Here is a 15,055-nt window from a genome sequence, read left to right on the forward strand (position 1 = left end):
GGGGCTCCGCCCCAGACCCCGCTCCTCAAACGCCGGAGGGGCTAAGACTTACCCGCACCTTCTCAGCCCCCGGTTTCGGAGAAGGGGCGGGCCTGGGGCGCCCCCGCGAGGACCTACCCCCCCACCCCCGCCAGATCCAGCGCAGCCGCAACCCGCGCGGCGACACTCTCCGCGTATGCGGCGTCGGCCCGCTCGAACTGGGCGCGGGCCGCACCCCGCAGAAAGGTGATCACCCCAAGGGTGCGCCCCCGGCTGCGGAGCACGGCGCACAACGCGTGGACGGACGACTCGGGCCACTGCCGGGCAAGGGCCCAGTCCCGGGCGCGCTCGGGATCGGCGGTGGCCGCGGTGGCCCGGACCGACCCGACGCGCTCGACGCACTGCGGCGCGGGGTGCCCCTCCGTGTACCGCAGCGGCAGCCGCGCCTTGCCCGCGGGCTGGCAGGGCCCGGGCACACCGGCCGGGGTGACGGCGGCCCGGACGAGCCGGAGCCGGGGCTCCTCGCTCTCGATGACGTCGATGAGGGCGTGGTCGGCGAACCCGGCGAGGGCGAAGTCGAGCTGGACGGTGGCCGCCTCCATGGGGTCCTCGCACTCGGCGGCGGCCCGGGCGGCCCGGTGCAACTGCTGCGACCGGAAGCGGAGCTGGGAGGCTTCCTGTTCGGTCTGCTTGGCCTCGGTGACGTCGAGGAAGAGCCAGCCGACGCCGAGCGGCACGGGCTCTTCGGCGAGCGGCGACCCGAGCCGCAGGAACCCGCTGCGCCAGCAGCGCCGCTCCGGCTCGCCGCCGTCCCCCCGGACGGCCAGCCACATCTCGGCGGGGGCGGGCGGCGCGCCCTCGGCGAGCACGTGGGTGAGGGCGCTCTCCAACTCCTCGACGCCCTGGGAGAGGACTTCGCCGAGCGGCCGCCCGAGGAGGGCGGTGCGCCCCATGCCGAGGGCCCGCGCGGCGTGCGCGTTCACCACGGCGGGCCGCAGGTCGGCGTCGACGAGCACGACGCCCCAGGAGGCGTTCTCGAACAGCGCCTCGCTCAGGGCGATGGACCGCTCCAGGTCGATCTGGGCGTGCACCTCGCTGAAGGCGCAGTACACCCCGCTGGGCTTGCCGTCGCCGCCGCGCACGGCGGAGGTCTGGGTGCGGACGAGCACGCGCCCGCCGTTCTTGGTCAGGAGCGCGAACTCGTCGACCTGCCGCCCCGGCGCGTGCATGGCGGACAGCAGCCGCCCCTCGACGTCCTCCGCGTCGGCGCTGCGCACCGCCCAGCCCGCGAACCCGCGCCGTCCGACCGCCTCCGCGGCCGACCAGCCGAGGATCCGCTCGGCCTCGCGGTTCCAGTGCGTCACGGCTCCGTCGGCGTCGAACGCGCACAACGCGGCGTCCATCCCGTCGAGCAGGGCCGCGAGCAGCTCGGCGCCGCCGGGCTCGGGCTCTTCGGGACCCAGTTCGTCGGTGGCTCCGCTCTGTCGGGAAGCACTCACCCGGACCCCCCTGCAGGCTGTGTCCTCATCGTCCTCGTCGCCAGATCATTCAACTTGAACGTGACGCAGCACACAGTAAGTTCCCGGAAGTTGAGGCAAATCGTTGCCGGACCAAGGTCTCAGAAAAACAGTTGAACGGTCCGGGCGGGCTTCTTAGTGTGGGTGTCACTTCGGAGAGGAGGTGGTTCGGCAGATGTATGAATACCGGACGGAAGAGGTGGCTGCGGGCTAGCGGCCCGCCACCACACTGAGTGCGGTGCCGGACCAGCGCGCGATACAGGTGCGCAGCCGGCCGCAATTCAAGCAGTCACCCGACCCGCGAGCCGCCGGTACGTCCGGCCGGCTTCCCCGGCCTCAGCGCAGGGGAACCACGGCTCGCGGGTCGCTCCGTGTCCGGGGCGGGCGCACCCCGGGACGTACTCACCCCTTGCTCACCGCCGCCAGGATCTCCGGCAGCCGCCCCGCCACCCGCGGCGCCGCGAGCCGCAGCCCCGCCACCGTGACGGCCGCTCCGTAGACCGTGCCCAGGGGCAGCAGGAGCCAGCTCCAGGACGCGTGGTCCGCGGTGTGCAGCCAGATGGTGAAGGCCAGGACGGGCGCGCAGAGCACGGCGGCGGCGACCATCCCGCCGACGATGGAGATCCAGGCGAGGCCCGCCTGGCCGGGGGCGACGTTCTTGTAGCCCTGCTGCGGGATGGAGTAGGGGAAGCGGGCCGACGACCAGGCGCCGGTGGTCAGCATGGCGCCGAGCAGCGCGAAGGACAGGCCGAGTGCCTCGGGCAGCGCGGCCCAGTCGCCGAGGAGGGCCGTCGTCAGAACGGTGACGAGGGTCGCGTACGGCAGCGTGATCACCAGCAGCGCGAGCGCGCGGGCGCGCAGTTCCTCGTACGCGTCCCGGGTGCGGGAGATCGTCATCGCGACCATCCAGAACGCCGACGTGTCCTGCCCGAACTGGTTGTACATCTGGATGCCGAGCATCCCGGCGGCGAAGCACGCGAAATAGATGGAGCCGGTGCCCTGCAGGGCGTTGAAGAGGGGCACGATCAGGCCGATGGCCAGGGACGTCACCCAGGCCGCCTTGGTCTTGGGGTCGCGCCAGACGTAGCGGAGGGTGCGCTCCATGACGGGTCCGGTGCGGCCCGCGGGGAGCTTGGCGTAGAGGCCGCCGGTGGTGCCGCGGCCCTTGCGGGCCGGCTCGGCCGCGGCGAGCGTGGAGCCGTCGGGCGCGGTCATCAGGCGGGTGAGGCTGCGCTGCCACAGGTGCAGGAGCAGGACGAGCGCGACGGCGGACAGGGCCAGTTGGGCCGCCGCCGTGGCGTACCGCGCCTCGCCGGTCGCGTGCACCGCCGACAGCGCCGACGACGGCGGGATCCAGCCGAGTACGTCCGCCGCCGGATCCAGCTCGCCCAGGCCGTTGTCCGACGAACCGAGCCGTTGCGCCCCGAAGTTGACCACCTGCGCGCCGACGGCGATGACGAGTCCGCTCAGGACGGCGAGGTCGCGGCCCTTTCGGCTGGTCAGCAGACGGATGTTGGCGGCGGCGACGGCCCGCGCGAGCGCCACGCAGACGAGCAGCGCGAGCGGGACGGCGACGGCGCCCACGGCGACCGCCGCCCCGCCGTCCGCCACCGCGATGACCGCGCCGAGCGCCAGACAGAGCGTGAACAGTGGCCCGATACCGACCAGCGAGGCGACCAGGAGGGCCCGGACGAGGGGCCGCGGGCGCAGCGGCAGCATCACCAGGCGGGTGGGGTCGAGGGTCTCGTCGCCGCTGGGGAAGAACAGCGGCATCACGGCCCAGCCGAGCGCCAGGACCGCGACGAGGATGATCGACACGGTGGCGGCGTGCTCGTTGCCGCGCAGCAGGATCAGGCCGAGGAGCTGCAGCGCGGCGAACAGGAGCGCGATGACGGCCGACGCCACGTAGGCGGCGCGGCGGCCGCTGGACTGGCGCAGGCCGTTGCGCAGGAGGGACAGCTTCAGGCGTACGAAGACGGGGGTCAGGGCGGGGGCCGGCCGCGGTGTTGTACCGGACGCGGTGGTGGCCGGGGCCGTCATCGGGCGCCGCCGCCCAGCCAGTCGAGGTCCGAGCCCGGGTCGCGGCCGTTCGCGCCGACGAGTTCCAGGAACGCCTCCTGGAGGGTCGCCGCGTCGCCGCGGACCTCGGCCAGGGGGCCCTGGGCGCGGATGCGGCCCGCCGCGATCACGGCGACCCAGTCGCACAGGGACTCCACCAGCTCCATGACGTGGCTGGAGAACACCACCGTCGCCCCGGAGGCCGTGTAGCGCTCCAGGACGCCACGGATGGTCTGTGCGGAGACCGGGTCCACGCCCTCGAACGGCTCGTCCAGGAACAGCACTTCCGGGTTGTGCAGCAGGGCCGCCGCCAGGCCGATCTTCTTGCGCATGCCGGTGGAGTAGTCGACCACCAGCTTGTGCTGGGCGCCCGCGAGGTCGAGTACGTCCAGGAGCTGGGTGGCCCGCTTGTCGACCTCCGCGCCCGGGAGGCCCCGGAGTCTTCCCGTGTACGCGAGGAGTTCGCGGCCGGACAGGCGCTCGAAGAGGCGCAGGCCCTCGGGGAGCACGCCGATGCGGGCCTTGACCTCCGCGGGGTCCTGCCAGACGTCGTGGCCGACCACCTGGACCGTGCCCTGGTCGGGGCGGAGGAGGCCGGTGATCATGGAGAGGGTGGTGGTCTTGCCCGCGCCGTTCGGGCCCACGAGGCCGATGAACTTGCCCGCCGGGAGCGTCAGGTCGATGCCGGCCACGGCGAGTTGCTGGCCGAAGGCCTTCCACAGGTTGTGTACGCGCACCGCTGCCGCGGGGGTTTCCGTCGGGTCGGCCACCGTTGCCCCTTATTCCTCGCCGTCGTCCTGTGTGCGCACGATACGTCGGCTCGGTGGACCTTGGACTGACGGTGGCCGTCGGCCGGGGCTGCCTCCGGCGGCTACTTGCGGCGTGCCTCCCTGCCGCAGGCGTAGGAGAGGGGGGAGATGATTTCTTCGGCGTCGGGGAGCCAGCGGTTGGCGGCGGTGGGGCGGTTGGCCCACTGGACGGCGCCGGAGGCGCCGAAACGAGTGGGGGGTGCGGCGACGTAGCCGCCTTCACCGAGGGTGACGAGGTCGAGGGCGGCGGGCGGCCAGCCGAGCTTGCGGACCAGGTCCGGGACCTTCGCGGCGGCGCCGGGGAGCACCAGGAACTGCATGCGGCGGTCGGGCGTGCAGGTCACGGGGCCGAGCGTGAGCTCCATCCGCTCCATGCGGGCGAGGGCGAGGAAACCGGCTGTCTCGGGCACGTCGATCGCGTCGAACGTGCGGCCGGTGGGCAGCAGGATCGACGCGTTCGGCTGCTTCGCCCACATGCGCCGGGCGACCGTCGCACTGCCCGTGGCCTGCGTGGCCCAGTCCTCGCGCACGGGGTGGGCGCCGGGCGCGGGGCAGGCGGCCTCGCCGCACGAGCAGCGCCAGGTGCCCTCGACGGAGTCGAGCCAGGCGCCGGGGAAGACATCCCAGTGGCGTTCCTCCGCGTACCGTACGGCCGTGTCCTGCAGGGCCTCTCCGCGCTGCTTCGGGATCTGCGCGGCTGACGTGACTCCGATGGTCTCTTCCACGCACCTCTCAACTGCGCGCGTCATGTCGGGTTACGGGGTGTCACGTGCGCGGGGGAGGAGCATCGATCCTGCTGCGGGGCGCATGGGTGCACGGGTGGGGGCGCGCATGGGCAAGGGGGGCCGGGCGCGGGTAGCCACGTCTGGGGCAGTCGGAGTTGATCCGAGTCCATTGGGTGATCCATGTTCACCCCGCTCGCTGACGTGTGCCGCACTCTGCCGTAAAGCACCGCGAAACACCAAGTTCCGACGGAGTGCTGTGCATTTGTGGTGTATGTGGTGCATCTTCCGGTTGTTCCCAGGGCATTGATCATCTGGGCGATGCGGGCAAACCGGCCCGGACCGTTCCTCATTCGACATCCACATCCGAAGTTCCAGATGGTCCACGGTGCACACAGGGGGTACGCCATGGCCGCCAGGCCTCTCGTCGCACGGCAGCCGAACGAACGGCTGCAGGCGCTTATTCAGGAAGCCGGCTGTTCCAACGCCGGCCTGGCCCGTCGCGTGAACATGTGCGGCGCGGAGCACGGTCTCGACCTTCGATACGACAAGACGTCGGTGGCTCGCTGGCTGCGCGGCCAGCAGCCGCGCGGGCGCGCGCCGGGCATCATCGCCGAGGCGCTCGGCCGCAAACTGGGGCGCACGGTCACGATCGACGAGATCGGCATGGCGAACGGCAAGAACCTCGCCTCCGGCGTGGGCCTGCAGTTCTCGCCCACCGTGCTCGGCGCGATCGAGCAGGTCTGCGAGCTGTGGCGCAGCGACGTGGGGCGGCGGGACTTCCTGTCCGGCTCCTCCGTGGCCGCGTCCGCGCTCGTGGAGCCGAGCAGGGACTGGCTGATCTCCTCGCCGGACGCGCAGGTCGGCCGGACCGCGGGGCCGCGCGTCGGGCTCTCGGACGTGGCCGCCGTGAAGGCGATGACGGAGGCCCTGACGCAACTGGACCACCAGTACGGCAGCGGGCACGTCCGCCCCGTCGTCGTGCACTACCTCAACTCCGTCGTCTCCGGGCTGCTCGCGGGCTCCTACCGCGAGGCCGTGGGCCGCGAACTGTTCGCCGCGGTCGCGCGGTTGACGGAACTGGCCGGATACATGGCCGTCGACACGGGCCAGCCCGGCCTCGCCCAGCGCTACTACATCCAGGCGCTGCGCCTGGCCCAGGCGGCGGGCGACCGGGGGTACGGCGGGTACGTGCTCGCGGCGTCGATGAGCCACCTCGCCGCGCAGCTCGGCAACCCGCGCGAGATCGCGCAGTTGGCGCGGGCGGCGCAGGAGGGGGCGCGCGGGCGCGTCTCGCCGCGCGCGGAGGCGATGTTCTACGCCGCGGAGGCGCGGGGCCACGCGCTGCTCGGCGACGCCCGGTCCACGCAGGTGGTGGCGGGGCGCGCCGTCGAGGCGATGGAACGGGCCACGGGCGAGGAGGACTCGGGCGACGACCCGGTGTGGATCCGCCACTTCGACCAGGCGTACCTCGCCGACGAACTCGCGCACTGCCACCGCGACTTGGGCCAGGCCGACGCCGCCGCACGGTGCGCGGAGGAGTCCCTGGCCGGGCATCCGCCGACCCGGGCGCGGCGCCGCGCCATCGGTCTGGTCCTGCTCGCCACGGCCCAGGTGCAGCGCCGCGAGATCGAACAGGCCTGCCACACCGGCCTGAAGGCGGTCGAACTCCTCGGCACCCTGCGGTCCAACCGCGGCGCGGAGTACCTCGACGACTTCCAGCAGCGGCTCGAACCGTTCCGGGAGGAGCCGGTGGTACGCGAGTTCGGGGCGCGGCTCGACCTGCAGGCGGCGTGACGGTCGCCACGGCGAGGGTCGCCCCGGACGACTTGTCGGGGGGGCGTGTGGCGTGAAAGGGGTGCAGGGAGCCCCGCGCCGCGACGCACGCCCCCTTCAACAGCGTCTGCCGTACGACTTGTGTTACTCGCGTGACGCCCGCGTCAGGGGTGGCGTCCGGCGTGCTCTGAGCTGCGTGGCCGAGCGCCACGGGGACCCGGTAGCGTGAGCCGACGTTCCGAAGGTCCCCCATTCGTAGGAGTCCCGGTGACGCAGCAGAGCGGGCAAGGCGCTGCTTCCTCCGAACCGCAGCAACCCGCGGCGCGGCACGCGCACGAGGGCATCGTGCTGCCCGCGGACGGCAGCGAGCCGCTGATGCCGGGCACCACCGGCGACCACGCCGCCCCACCCGTCGGCAGCCCCTGGGGCGACCCGTGGGGCCCCGGGACCGCGTCACCCGCACCACCCGCACCGGGGGCGGGCCAGTCCTGGGGCGCGCCGCAGCACGAGCCCGCCGGGGGGTACCAGCAGGCCCACCAGGAGCCCGCCGCCGGGGGCTACCAGCAGCCCCAGCAGGAGCCCACCGCGTCCTACCAGCAGCCGTCCCAGCAGGAGCCCGCCGCGCCGCAGCAGGGCCGGGCCGGGGTGCCGCTGCCGCCGGAGGGCGCGCCGCTGCCGCCCGCGGGGCCGCCTGAGGTCGCGTCGTACCCGGACTCCTCCTCGTACGGGGGCGCCGGTTACGGCGGGTCGTACGGGGCGCCGCTGCCGCCCGAGGGGGCGGGGCAGGGGTTCGCGCCGGGGGCGGGTGCGATGCCCGGGCCGGGCGCGGGGCCGATGCCCGGGCCGGGAGCGGGCCGAATACCGGGTCAGGGCCCGATCCCCGCCGAGGGGCATCCGATGCTGCCCCAGGGGCAGGCCCAGGGGCAGGCCCAGGGGCAGTTCCAGGGAGAGGCCCAGGGACAGGGGCAGGCTGACCACCAGGGGCAGGTCTACGGCCAGGGGCAGGGGTACGACCAGGGCTACGACCAGTTCCAGGACCAGCTCCAGAGCCAGGCGCAGGGCGCCTTCCGGGGGCAGCCTCCGACGCAGGCCCCGCCACAGGCGCAGGGCCAGTTCCAGGGCCAGAACCAGCCCCAGCCGGAGGCGCAGCCCCAGTACCAGGGCCAGGTCCCGACGCAGCCCCAGCCGCAGGGTCAGGCCTCGGTCCAAGCACAGGCGCAAGCCCAGCCGCAGGCGCAAGCCCCGAACCACGGCCAGCCCCAGCCGCAGGACCAGTTCCACGCCCAGGGCGGCCACCAGAGCCACCCGCTCCCCCCGGCCGGGCCCGGCCAGGAGCACGGCCAGGGGCCGGGGCACCAACTGCCCGAAGCCTCGTACGGCGGGCACGCCCCCGCGCCGCTCCCGCCCGCCGCACCGGGGGGCATGCCGCTCCCGTCGGCAGGACAGCCCGCGGGACCGCACGACGGCGCCTACGGGACGCCGCCCGCCGCGAACGCGGGCGGACGACGGCACGCCGCGCCCGCGCCCAGCGGGCCCGACGCCGAGGCCACCCAGTTCATCGCCCCCGTCACCGACGGCGGCGGCCCGGCCGCCCCGGGCGCGCTGCCGCCCGAGATGCCCGCCGACGGCGCCACCCAGTTCCTCGGCCGGGCCGGGGACGTCATGCCCGCCGCCCCGGACGACAACGCGCCCACCCAGTTCATCGCGCCCATCACGGACGGCGGTGGCCCCGCGGGTCCGCCCGGCGCCGCGCACGCCGCGTACGGGGTGCGCCCCGGGGCGCCGGGCGACCGGCAGCCGCCCGCCGAGTTCGACAGCCTCTTCCGCCGGGAGCCCGAGCCCGACCAGGGCCCCGCGTCCACCCAGCAGATGCCGCGCTTCCAGGCGCCCGCCGCCGCGCCCGCGCCGGGCCCCGTGGCCGAGCCGGAGCCCGCGCCCGGGCGGCAGCGCCGGGGGCGTACCGGTTCCAAGATGCCGCTCCTCGTGGCCGTCGGCGTCGGCATCGCCGTGCTCGGCGTCGGCGCGGGCGCGATGCTCTCCGGCGGGGGCGACGACGACAAGAAGGACGACAACGAGCCGCTCGCCGCGACCGCCCCGGCCGGTGACGAGGAGTCCAAGAAGCCGTCCCCGACCGCCGACCCCGCCAAGAAGCAGGCCGTCGCCCTGGACAAGCTCCTCGCGGACAGCAACAACAGCCGCGAGTCGGTGATCGGCGCCGTCCGCGACGTCGGCAGGTGCGACAACCTGGGGCGGGCCGCCACCGACCTGCGGGCCGCCGCCAAGCAGCGCAACGGCCTCGTCGGCAGGCTCTCCGGCCTCACCGTCGACAAGCTGCCCTCGAACCAGCGCCTGACCACCGAGCTGAACAAGGCGTGGAAGGCGTCCGCGTCCGCCGACAACCACTACGCCGCGTGGGCCGACCAGGTCGCCCGCAAGAAGGGCTGCCGCAAGGGCCACGCCCGCCAGACCAACCACTCGGCCGCGGGCAACCGCGCGAGCGGCGAGGCGACCCGCGCGAAGCAGCAGGCGGCGGCGCTGTGGAACGCGATCGCGACGCAGCACGGGCTGACGAAGCGGATCCCGACGCAGCTGTGAGGGCGGGCCCGCGAAAGGGCGGGCCCACGGACGCGACCGGCCGGTGTCCCCGATGGACGGGGGACACCGGCCGGTGCGTTCAGCGGTGCGGCGGGTGCCCTCAGCGGGCGGACTCCAGCGTCTTCGCCACGTTCACGAACTCCTTGCGCGCCAGGATCAGGCGGCCGTCCCGCACCACCTGGAAGGTGACGTCCGCGTTCACCAGGCGCGGGTAGTCGCCCGCCGCCAGCATGTCCTCGAAGCGCCAGCGCAGCATCGGGGTGAGGCCGCCCGTGTCCACGCGCAGGCCCTGGTCGAGGGCGCGCCGCAACGAACGGGCGGTGACGGCGTCGCCGTTCAGGGACTCGACGGCCTGGCGCAGCACGGTGAACGCGATCCACGTGGTCTGCGTGCCCGCGTCCGCCTCGTCGACGCGGTTGTCGACGAAGGCGTGCTCGCGGATGACCTCGCGCATCTTCGACCAGCGCGCGTCGCTCGCGGCCGGGTACCAGCCGGTGACGTACGCCCCCTCGTACGGGCCGTCCGCGCCGCCCGTCCGGTCGACGAGGGACTGGTCGACGCTGCCGAGCACGGAGGCGGTGCGGACCGGCGGGTACGCGTCCTCGGTGCGCCGGAACGAGTCGAAGAAGGTGTCCGTGCGGGCGCCGAGGGCGGCGGCGACACAGCCCTCCTTGCCGCCGGAGCCGGGGCCGGAGGCGGCCCGCGTACCGACGCCGCTGCCGGACTCCGAGCTGGCGCCGCCGCTCGTACCGGAGCCGCTGCCCGTACCGGAGCCGGAACCCGTGCTGCCCGACGCCCGGTGCAGCGCCTGCTCGGCCTGTGCCGTGTAGTCCGTGCCGTCCTCGGGCGCCCGGATGTCGGCCGACGCCGCGCGGTTGCCCTGGGCGAGGCCGGAGTCCAGGAGCTTGGAGAGGTTGTCGCCCGCTATGGTGTCCGGCCGCACCAGCGAGACGCGGTCGCAGACACCGGCGAGCTGCCGCCCGTTGCCCGCGAGCAGCGCGGGCTGCCCGCCGTTGACGGGGTACGACAGCGGGCTGGAGAACTCCTCGTCGGTGAGGCCGTAGCCGCCGATGTACGGGATGCCGGCGGACTCCAGGGGCCCCATGAACGCGCGGCCGTGCTGGCTGTAGGAGCCGACGACGGCGGCGACGTCCTCCTTCACGGCCCGGCGGGCGCAGTTGCCCGCGCCGACCGGGTCGTTGCGCTCGTTGCAGGTGACGACTTCGAGCTTGCGGCCGTCGAGGCCGCCGGTGGCGTTGACCCAGCGGGCGTACGCCTTGGCCATCGCGGGCATACCGGGCTTGTTGGTCGCCTTCGTGTGCTCCGGCGCCCAGGTCATGACCGTGACGGGGTCATCCCCGGAACCCCCCGTGGTACCGGGGATGACCCCGCAGCCGACGGCCAGGGACGCACACGCCGCCACGACAACCACGCTGAGCTGCGCTTTTCGCGCTCGGGGCGCGGTCTGGTCGGGACGGGGAGGGAAGACGCGTCGCAAGGCGGCCATGGACAGGCACGATTCCGGCAGCGGACCAACCGCGGAGTGACGCGCATTCAACGGTTGGTGACCAGAGAGTGAACTGGTGGGGCCATAGACGCGTGCGGGATGTGGGAACGTACGATCGATGACCGTGCAAGGAGCGGAGAAGTCTTCCCGTCGCGGCCGTCGGTCGACGACCATAGGCGGCATGCCAACGAACGACATGCCGTGGTGGCGCTGGCGCAGCAACGTGCGCTCGGCGCTGCACATGCTCTCCGACCCGGTCTTCCAGCGGGAGTGCTGGCTCGCCGGGCGCGAGGAGTACGGGGATGTGACCGACGCCGTGTACCGCCTGGTCGAGGACACGTGGCTGGACAACTGGTCGGCCGAGAAGTACGTCGGCACGATCTTCCGGGACTCCCAGGAGGCCGCGCTCGTCGACGCCGCCGTGCTGCGGGTGCTGCGCATCATGCACGAAGCCGGTCCGGACGCCGCGGTGTCCGTGTATCTCGACCACCCCGGCTGGCCCGACGCGGTGCGCGCCGCGCGGGACGCGCACGTGCGGCTCGCGACGGCCGACGGGGAGGACCCGGACGGGGCGCCGCGGACGCTGGAAGTCCTGCGGATCCTCACGCGGTCCGGCTGAGGCCTTCCCGTACGCGGCCGGGTTGACGCGTACGTCTTGTGGGGGCGGCCCGCGAGAGGTCCGCGGGGGGTTGTTCATGCTGGGGGTGTGTGGCATTCGTCCTGTTCCGCAGGGGTGCGACGGCGGTCCGTGGGGGGTCGCCGGATATGGGACCCTGGGCGGATGAACGAGCAGTCCGCCGTCGCCAGTGACCAGCGCGCCGACCGCGCCGAGCAGTACGTCCTCACCCTCTCCTGCCCCGACAAACAGGGCATCGTGCACGCCGTGTCGAGCTACCTCTTCATGACCGGCTGCAACATCGAGGACAGCCAGCAGTTCGGCGACCACGACACCGGACTCTTCTTCATGCGGGTGCACTTCTCCGCCGAGCCGCCCGTCACCCTCGACAAGCTCCGCGCGAGCTTCGCCGCCATCGGTGACTCCTTCCAGATGGACTGGCAGCTCCACCGGGCCGACCAGAAGATGCGGATCGTCCTGCTGGTCTCGAAGTTCGGGCACTGCCTGAACGACCTGCTCTTCCGCTCGCGCATCGGCGCGCTGCCCGTCGAGATCGCCGCCGTCGTCTCCAACCACACCGACTTCGCCGAGCTCGCCGCGTCCTACGACGTGCCCTTCCATCACATTCCGGTGACGCGGGACACCAAGGCCGAGGCGGAGGCGCGGCTGCTCGAACTCGTGCGGGCGGAAGACGTCGACCTCGTCGTGCTCGCCCGTTACATGCAGGTCCTCTCCGACGACCTCTGCAAGGCGCTCAGCGGGCGGATCATCAACATCCACCACTCCTTCCTGCCCAGCTTCAAGGGTGCGAAGCCGTATCACCAGGCGCATGCGCGGGGGGTGAAGCTCATCGGGGCCACGGCGCACTACGTCACCGCCGATCTCGACGAGGGGCCGATCATCGAGCAGGAGGTCGAGCGGGTGGGGCACGGGGTCACCCCCGACCAGCTCGTCGCCGTCGGGCGGGACGTCGAATGCCAGGCGCTGGCGCGGGCCGTGAAGTGGCACGCGGAGCACCGGATCCTCCTGAACGGCCACCGCACCGTGGTCTTCGCGTAGACCCACGGCGCGGCTCCGGGCGGCTCCGCGCGACCCCGCGCGTCGGTGGGTTCGTCGCGCGGCCGTTCGGCGTCGCCGGGGCGGGCGCGGCCACAGGCCGACGGTGGCGGGTACGACCAGGTGGGCCTTCCGACGCCCACGCCGGTCACAGGCGACTCAGCGACGCCGCGGCGAACAGCACATCCCGGATCGCCTCGCGGTCCCCGAGCTGCCCGGCCGCCGCCTCCTCGGGGGCGACATGCCCCGCGGCCAGGCGGCAGAACTCCACGCCGTCCAGGGCGATGTGCGCGACCTCGGACTCGGCGGACCCGCTGGCCCCGGGCGAGTCCAGCGGGATGAACCACTCGCCGCCGCCGACCCCCTCGACCTCAAGACGGAGGCTGCGCCCCGGCGCCCCCGCCGCGACGAGCTCGCGCGACGGCGCCGCCCGCCCGGACCGCCGCCGCTCGGCGAGGGTCGTCGGCAGCATCCGGGCCGCCAGGTCGATCATGTGGTGGAGGTGCCGTGGCGAGGGCGGCTCGTACGGATAGTCCACCGCCTCGGCGATGTCCTCCGCGTGGATCCAGCACTCGAAGGCCCGCTCCACCATCGAGTCCCGCAACGGCAGTTCCACCCTGGGGCCGTCCGCCCCGGCCACCTCGTCCGCGATCCCGTACTCCACGGCGAGCCGCCCCGACCCGCCACCCGCGAAGGACACCGTCCGGATCAGCTCGTGCGTCTGGTCCCGCCACGGTCCGCGTACCGCGCGTGTGGGCGGGAAGTGCGACGCGCGCCAGTACGCCTCCGTGCGCCGCGTCGGGTCCGGCACCGGCGGAGCCTCCGGGCCGAGCGGGTCCTGCAGGCCGAGCGCCGTGCCGACCAGGCCGTCGACGGCCAGGAGGTGCGCGATCACCCCGGCCACCGTCGTCTTGCGGCTCACCGGACGGTCGTCCTCGAACCACCGCAGCCGCACCGGCGCATGCCACTCGGCATCCCCGATGTCCTGCAGCAGCGCGTCCAGGCGTGCCGTCTCGGCGTCGTACGGAGCCGCCCACTCCGGCAGCGGGATGCGCGGCGGGCGCCGGCCCAGGCAGCTCTCCAGGACGCGCGTACGCAGCCCGGGGTCGAGGTCGAGGCTCTCCTCGGGGTGCAGCAGTCCGACGGCCTCGCGCAGCCGCAGCGCCTCGTCCGCGCACGGCCCGCAGCTGCCCAGGTGTTCCTCGACGGCCATCGACTCCTGGGCGGAGCAGGCGGCGAGCGCCCAGGCCCCGAGCAGCGACTTCAGCACTTGATGGTCGAACCCGTCGGCGTCCCGCGCCCCCATCCCCACACCCCCGTCCGACGCGGCCCCCGCCCCCGCCCCCGTCCCCGCTTCCGATTCGGTTCTCGCATACGCCGTCGCGTCAGCGGCAGCCGCTGCTTCCGGATCCGGTGCCCCCGCACCGGCCCCCGGCGCCGCCCCCGCGTCCGGCCCCGCCCCCAAGTCTGCGCCCGCCCCCGACGCCCCGCCCCCGGCCCCCCGCTCCGGGGTCCCCCACCCCTCCGGCAGCGGCCCCCCGCTGTCCTCCACGGACACCCTCGGCGCGGGTATGCGCGGCGCACCGCTCCCGGACGGCCCGGGCCGTCCGGCCGGGTCGAAGGCCGCGGCGTCCTCGGGGCCCGTCCCGTCGTCCTCGTACGGGTCCGGCTGGTCGGGCCTGGTCACAGCGCTCTCCCGTAGCCGTGGGCTCCGGTGTCGGTGGGCTCTTCGGAGGGCGCGGTGTCGTGGGCGGTGGAGAGGAGCTGGAGGCCGAGGCGGAGCCTGCGGCGGGCCTCGTCCTCGGTCACGCCGAGGTCCGCGGCGGTCTGGCGGTAGTCCCGGCGTTGGAAATAGGCCAATTCGAGGGCGGCGCGCAGCGGGGCGGGCATGGCGGTGACGATGTAGTCCGCGCGGGCGGCGGCGGAGGCGCGGCGGACCGTGCGCTCCAGGTCCTCGGTGGTGCCCTCGCCGCCGCGGGCGAGCGCGGCGGACTCGGTCTGGCGGAGTCGGCGCACGGCCTGCTGGTGGGCGAGCATGGCGATCCAGGAGCGCAGCGGGCCCTGCTTCGGGTCGTACGCCTCGGGGTTCTCCCAGACGTGCGTGAAGACCTCGCGGGTGATGCGGTCGGCCGCCGCCACGTCGCCGAGGACGCGGTGCGCCAGGCCGTGCACCAGCGAGGCGAAGTGGTCGTACAGCTCGCCGAGCGCGGCTGCCTCTCCGTGCGCCAGGCGCTGCTGCATGCGGCGGTCCCAGCGACGCGGCGCGTCCTTCGGCATGCGGCCCCCTCGTGCGCTCGCCGTCCTCACCCTCACCGTTACATCGAATGTAGTCGGCGGCACTGACAGCGCACCGCCCTTTCCCCGCGCTTTCCCGTTCTTTGTGGCAAAGCGGGCCTTGGGCGGGGCGGCGGATGATATTG

General features: G+C 74.0%; 11 protein-coding genes. 4 read left to right on the top strand and 7 right to left on the bottom strand.

Features of this window, described 5'->3' with window-relative positions:
* Positions 1 to 113: 113 nt before the first annotated feature.
* The 4 genes from IE274_RS14620 to IE274_RS14635 form a co-directional block, all read right to left on the bottom strand.
* On the bottom strand, positions 114 to 1,478 hold the full coding sequence (locus tag IE274_RS14620) for a PAS domain-containing protein (protein ID WP_190116142.1): 1,365 nt from the start codon (positions 1,476 to 1,478) through the stop codon (positions 114 to 116).
* Positions 1,479 to 1,898: 420 nt separating this feature from the next.
* A complete protein-coding gene (locus tag IE274_RS14625) occupies positions 1,899 to 3,536 on the bottom strand; it encodes a transporter (RefSeq protein WP_190116143.1) in 1,638 nt (545 codons plus the stop codon).
* Entirely contained in the window at positions 3,533 to 4,324 is a 792-nt protein-coding gene (locus tag IE274_RS14630; protein WP_190116144.1) for an ABC transporter ATP-binding protein, read from the bottom strand. The genes IE274_RS14625 and IE274_RS14630 overlap by 4 nt, the downstream gene beginning before the upstream one ends.
* 101 nt (positions 4,325 to 4,425) lie before the next feature.
* Positions 4,426 to 5,112 carry a bifunctional DNA primase/polymerase gene (locus IE274_RS14635; RefSeq protein ID WP_190116145.1) on the bottom strand — a complete coding sequence of 229 codons (687 nt, stop codon included), beginning with the start codon at positions 5,110 to 5,112 and terminating at the stop codon, positions 4,426 to 4,428.
* 381 nt (positions 5,113 to 5,493) lie between these two features.
* On the opposite strand from IE274_RS14635, the gene IE274_RS14640 reads away from it, so the two are divergent.
* The gene (locus IE274_RS14640) at positions 5,494 to 6,882 is read left to right on the top strand and encodes an NsdA family TPR-like regulatory protein (protein ID WP_190116146.1); all 1,389 of its coding nucleotides are present in this window, start codon (positions 5,494 to 5,496) and stop codon (positions 6,880 to 6,882) included.
* Between the two features lie 246 nt (positions 6,883 to 7,128).
* Complete coding sequence (locus IE274_RS39465; protein WP_229909547.1) at positions 7,129 to 9,456, top strand: hypothetical protein; 2,328 nt, start codon at positions 7,129 to 7,131, stop codon at positions 9,454 to 9,456.
* Between the two features lie 100 nt (positions 9,457 to 9,556).
* Here IE274_RS39465 and IE274_RS14650 read toward each other — a convergent pair whose 3' ends face one another.
* Positions 9,557 to 10,795 (bottom strand): ABC transporter substrate-binding protein, encoded by a 1,239-nt coding sequence (locus tag IE274_RS14650; protein WP_372446992.1) that lies wholly within the window; start codon positions 10,793 to 10,795, stop codon positions 9,557 to 9,559.
* Between the two features lie 286 nt (positions 10,796 to 11,081).
* Here IE274_RS14650 and IE274_RS14655 point away from each other — a divergent pair, with 286 nt between their 5' ends.
* A complete protein-coding gene (locus tag IE274_RS14655) occupies positions 11,082 to 11,582 on the top strand; it encodes an SCO4402 family protein (RefSeq protein ID WP_190116148.1) in 501 nt (166 codons plus the stop codon).
* A gap of 162 nt (positions 11,583 to 11,744) precedes the next feature.
* Complete coding sequence (purU, locus tag IE274_RS14660; protein ID WP_190116149.1) at positions 11,745 to 12,638, top strand: formyltetrahydrofolate deformylase; 894 nt, start codon at positions 11,745 to 11,747, stop codon at positions 12,636 to 12,638.
* 145 nt (positions 12,639 to 12,783) lie between these two features.
* On the opposite strand, the gene IE274_RS14665 is transcribed toward purU, so the two are convergent.
* Together IE274_RS14665 and IE274_RS14670 are read right to left on the bottom strand one after the other, a co-directional pair.
* Positions 12,784 to 14,322, bottom strand: coding sequence for a maleylpyruvate isomerase mycothiol-dependent enzyme family protein (locus tag IE274_RS14665; protein WP_372446991.1), 1,539 nt, complete (start codon positions 14,320 to 14,322; stop codon positions 12,784 to 12,786).
* On the bottom strand, positions 14,319 to 14,912 hold the full coding sequence (locus IE274_RS14670) for a sigma-70 family RNA polymerase sigma factor (RefSeq protein WP_190116150.1): 594 nt from the start codon (positions 14,910 to 14,912) through the stop codon (positions 14,319 to 14,321). Before IE274_RS14670 ends, IE274_RS14665 begins: the two co-directional genes overlap by 4 nt.
* Positions 14,913 to 15,055: the final 143 nt, after the last annotated feature.

Origin of the sequence: Streptomyces flavofungini (assembly GCF_014650815.1) — a bacterium.
GTDB classification, from domain to species: Bacteria; Actinomycetota; Actinomycetes; order Streptomycetales; family Streptomycetaceae; genus Streptomyces; species Streptomyces flavofungini.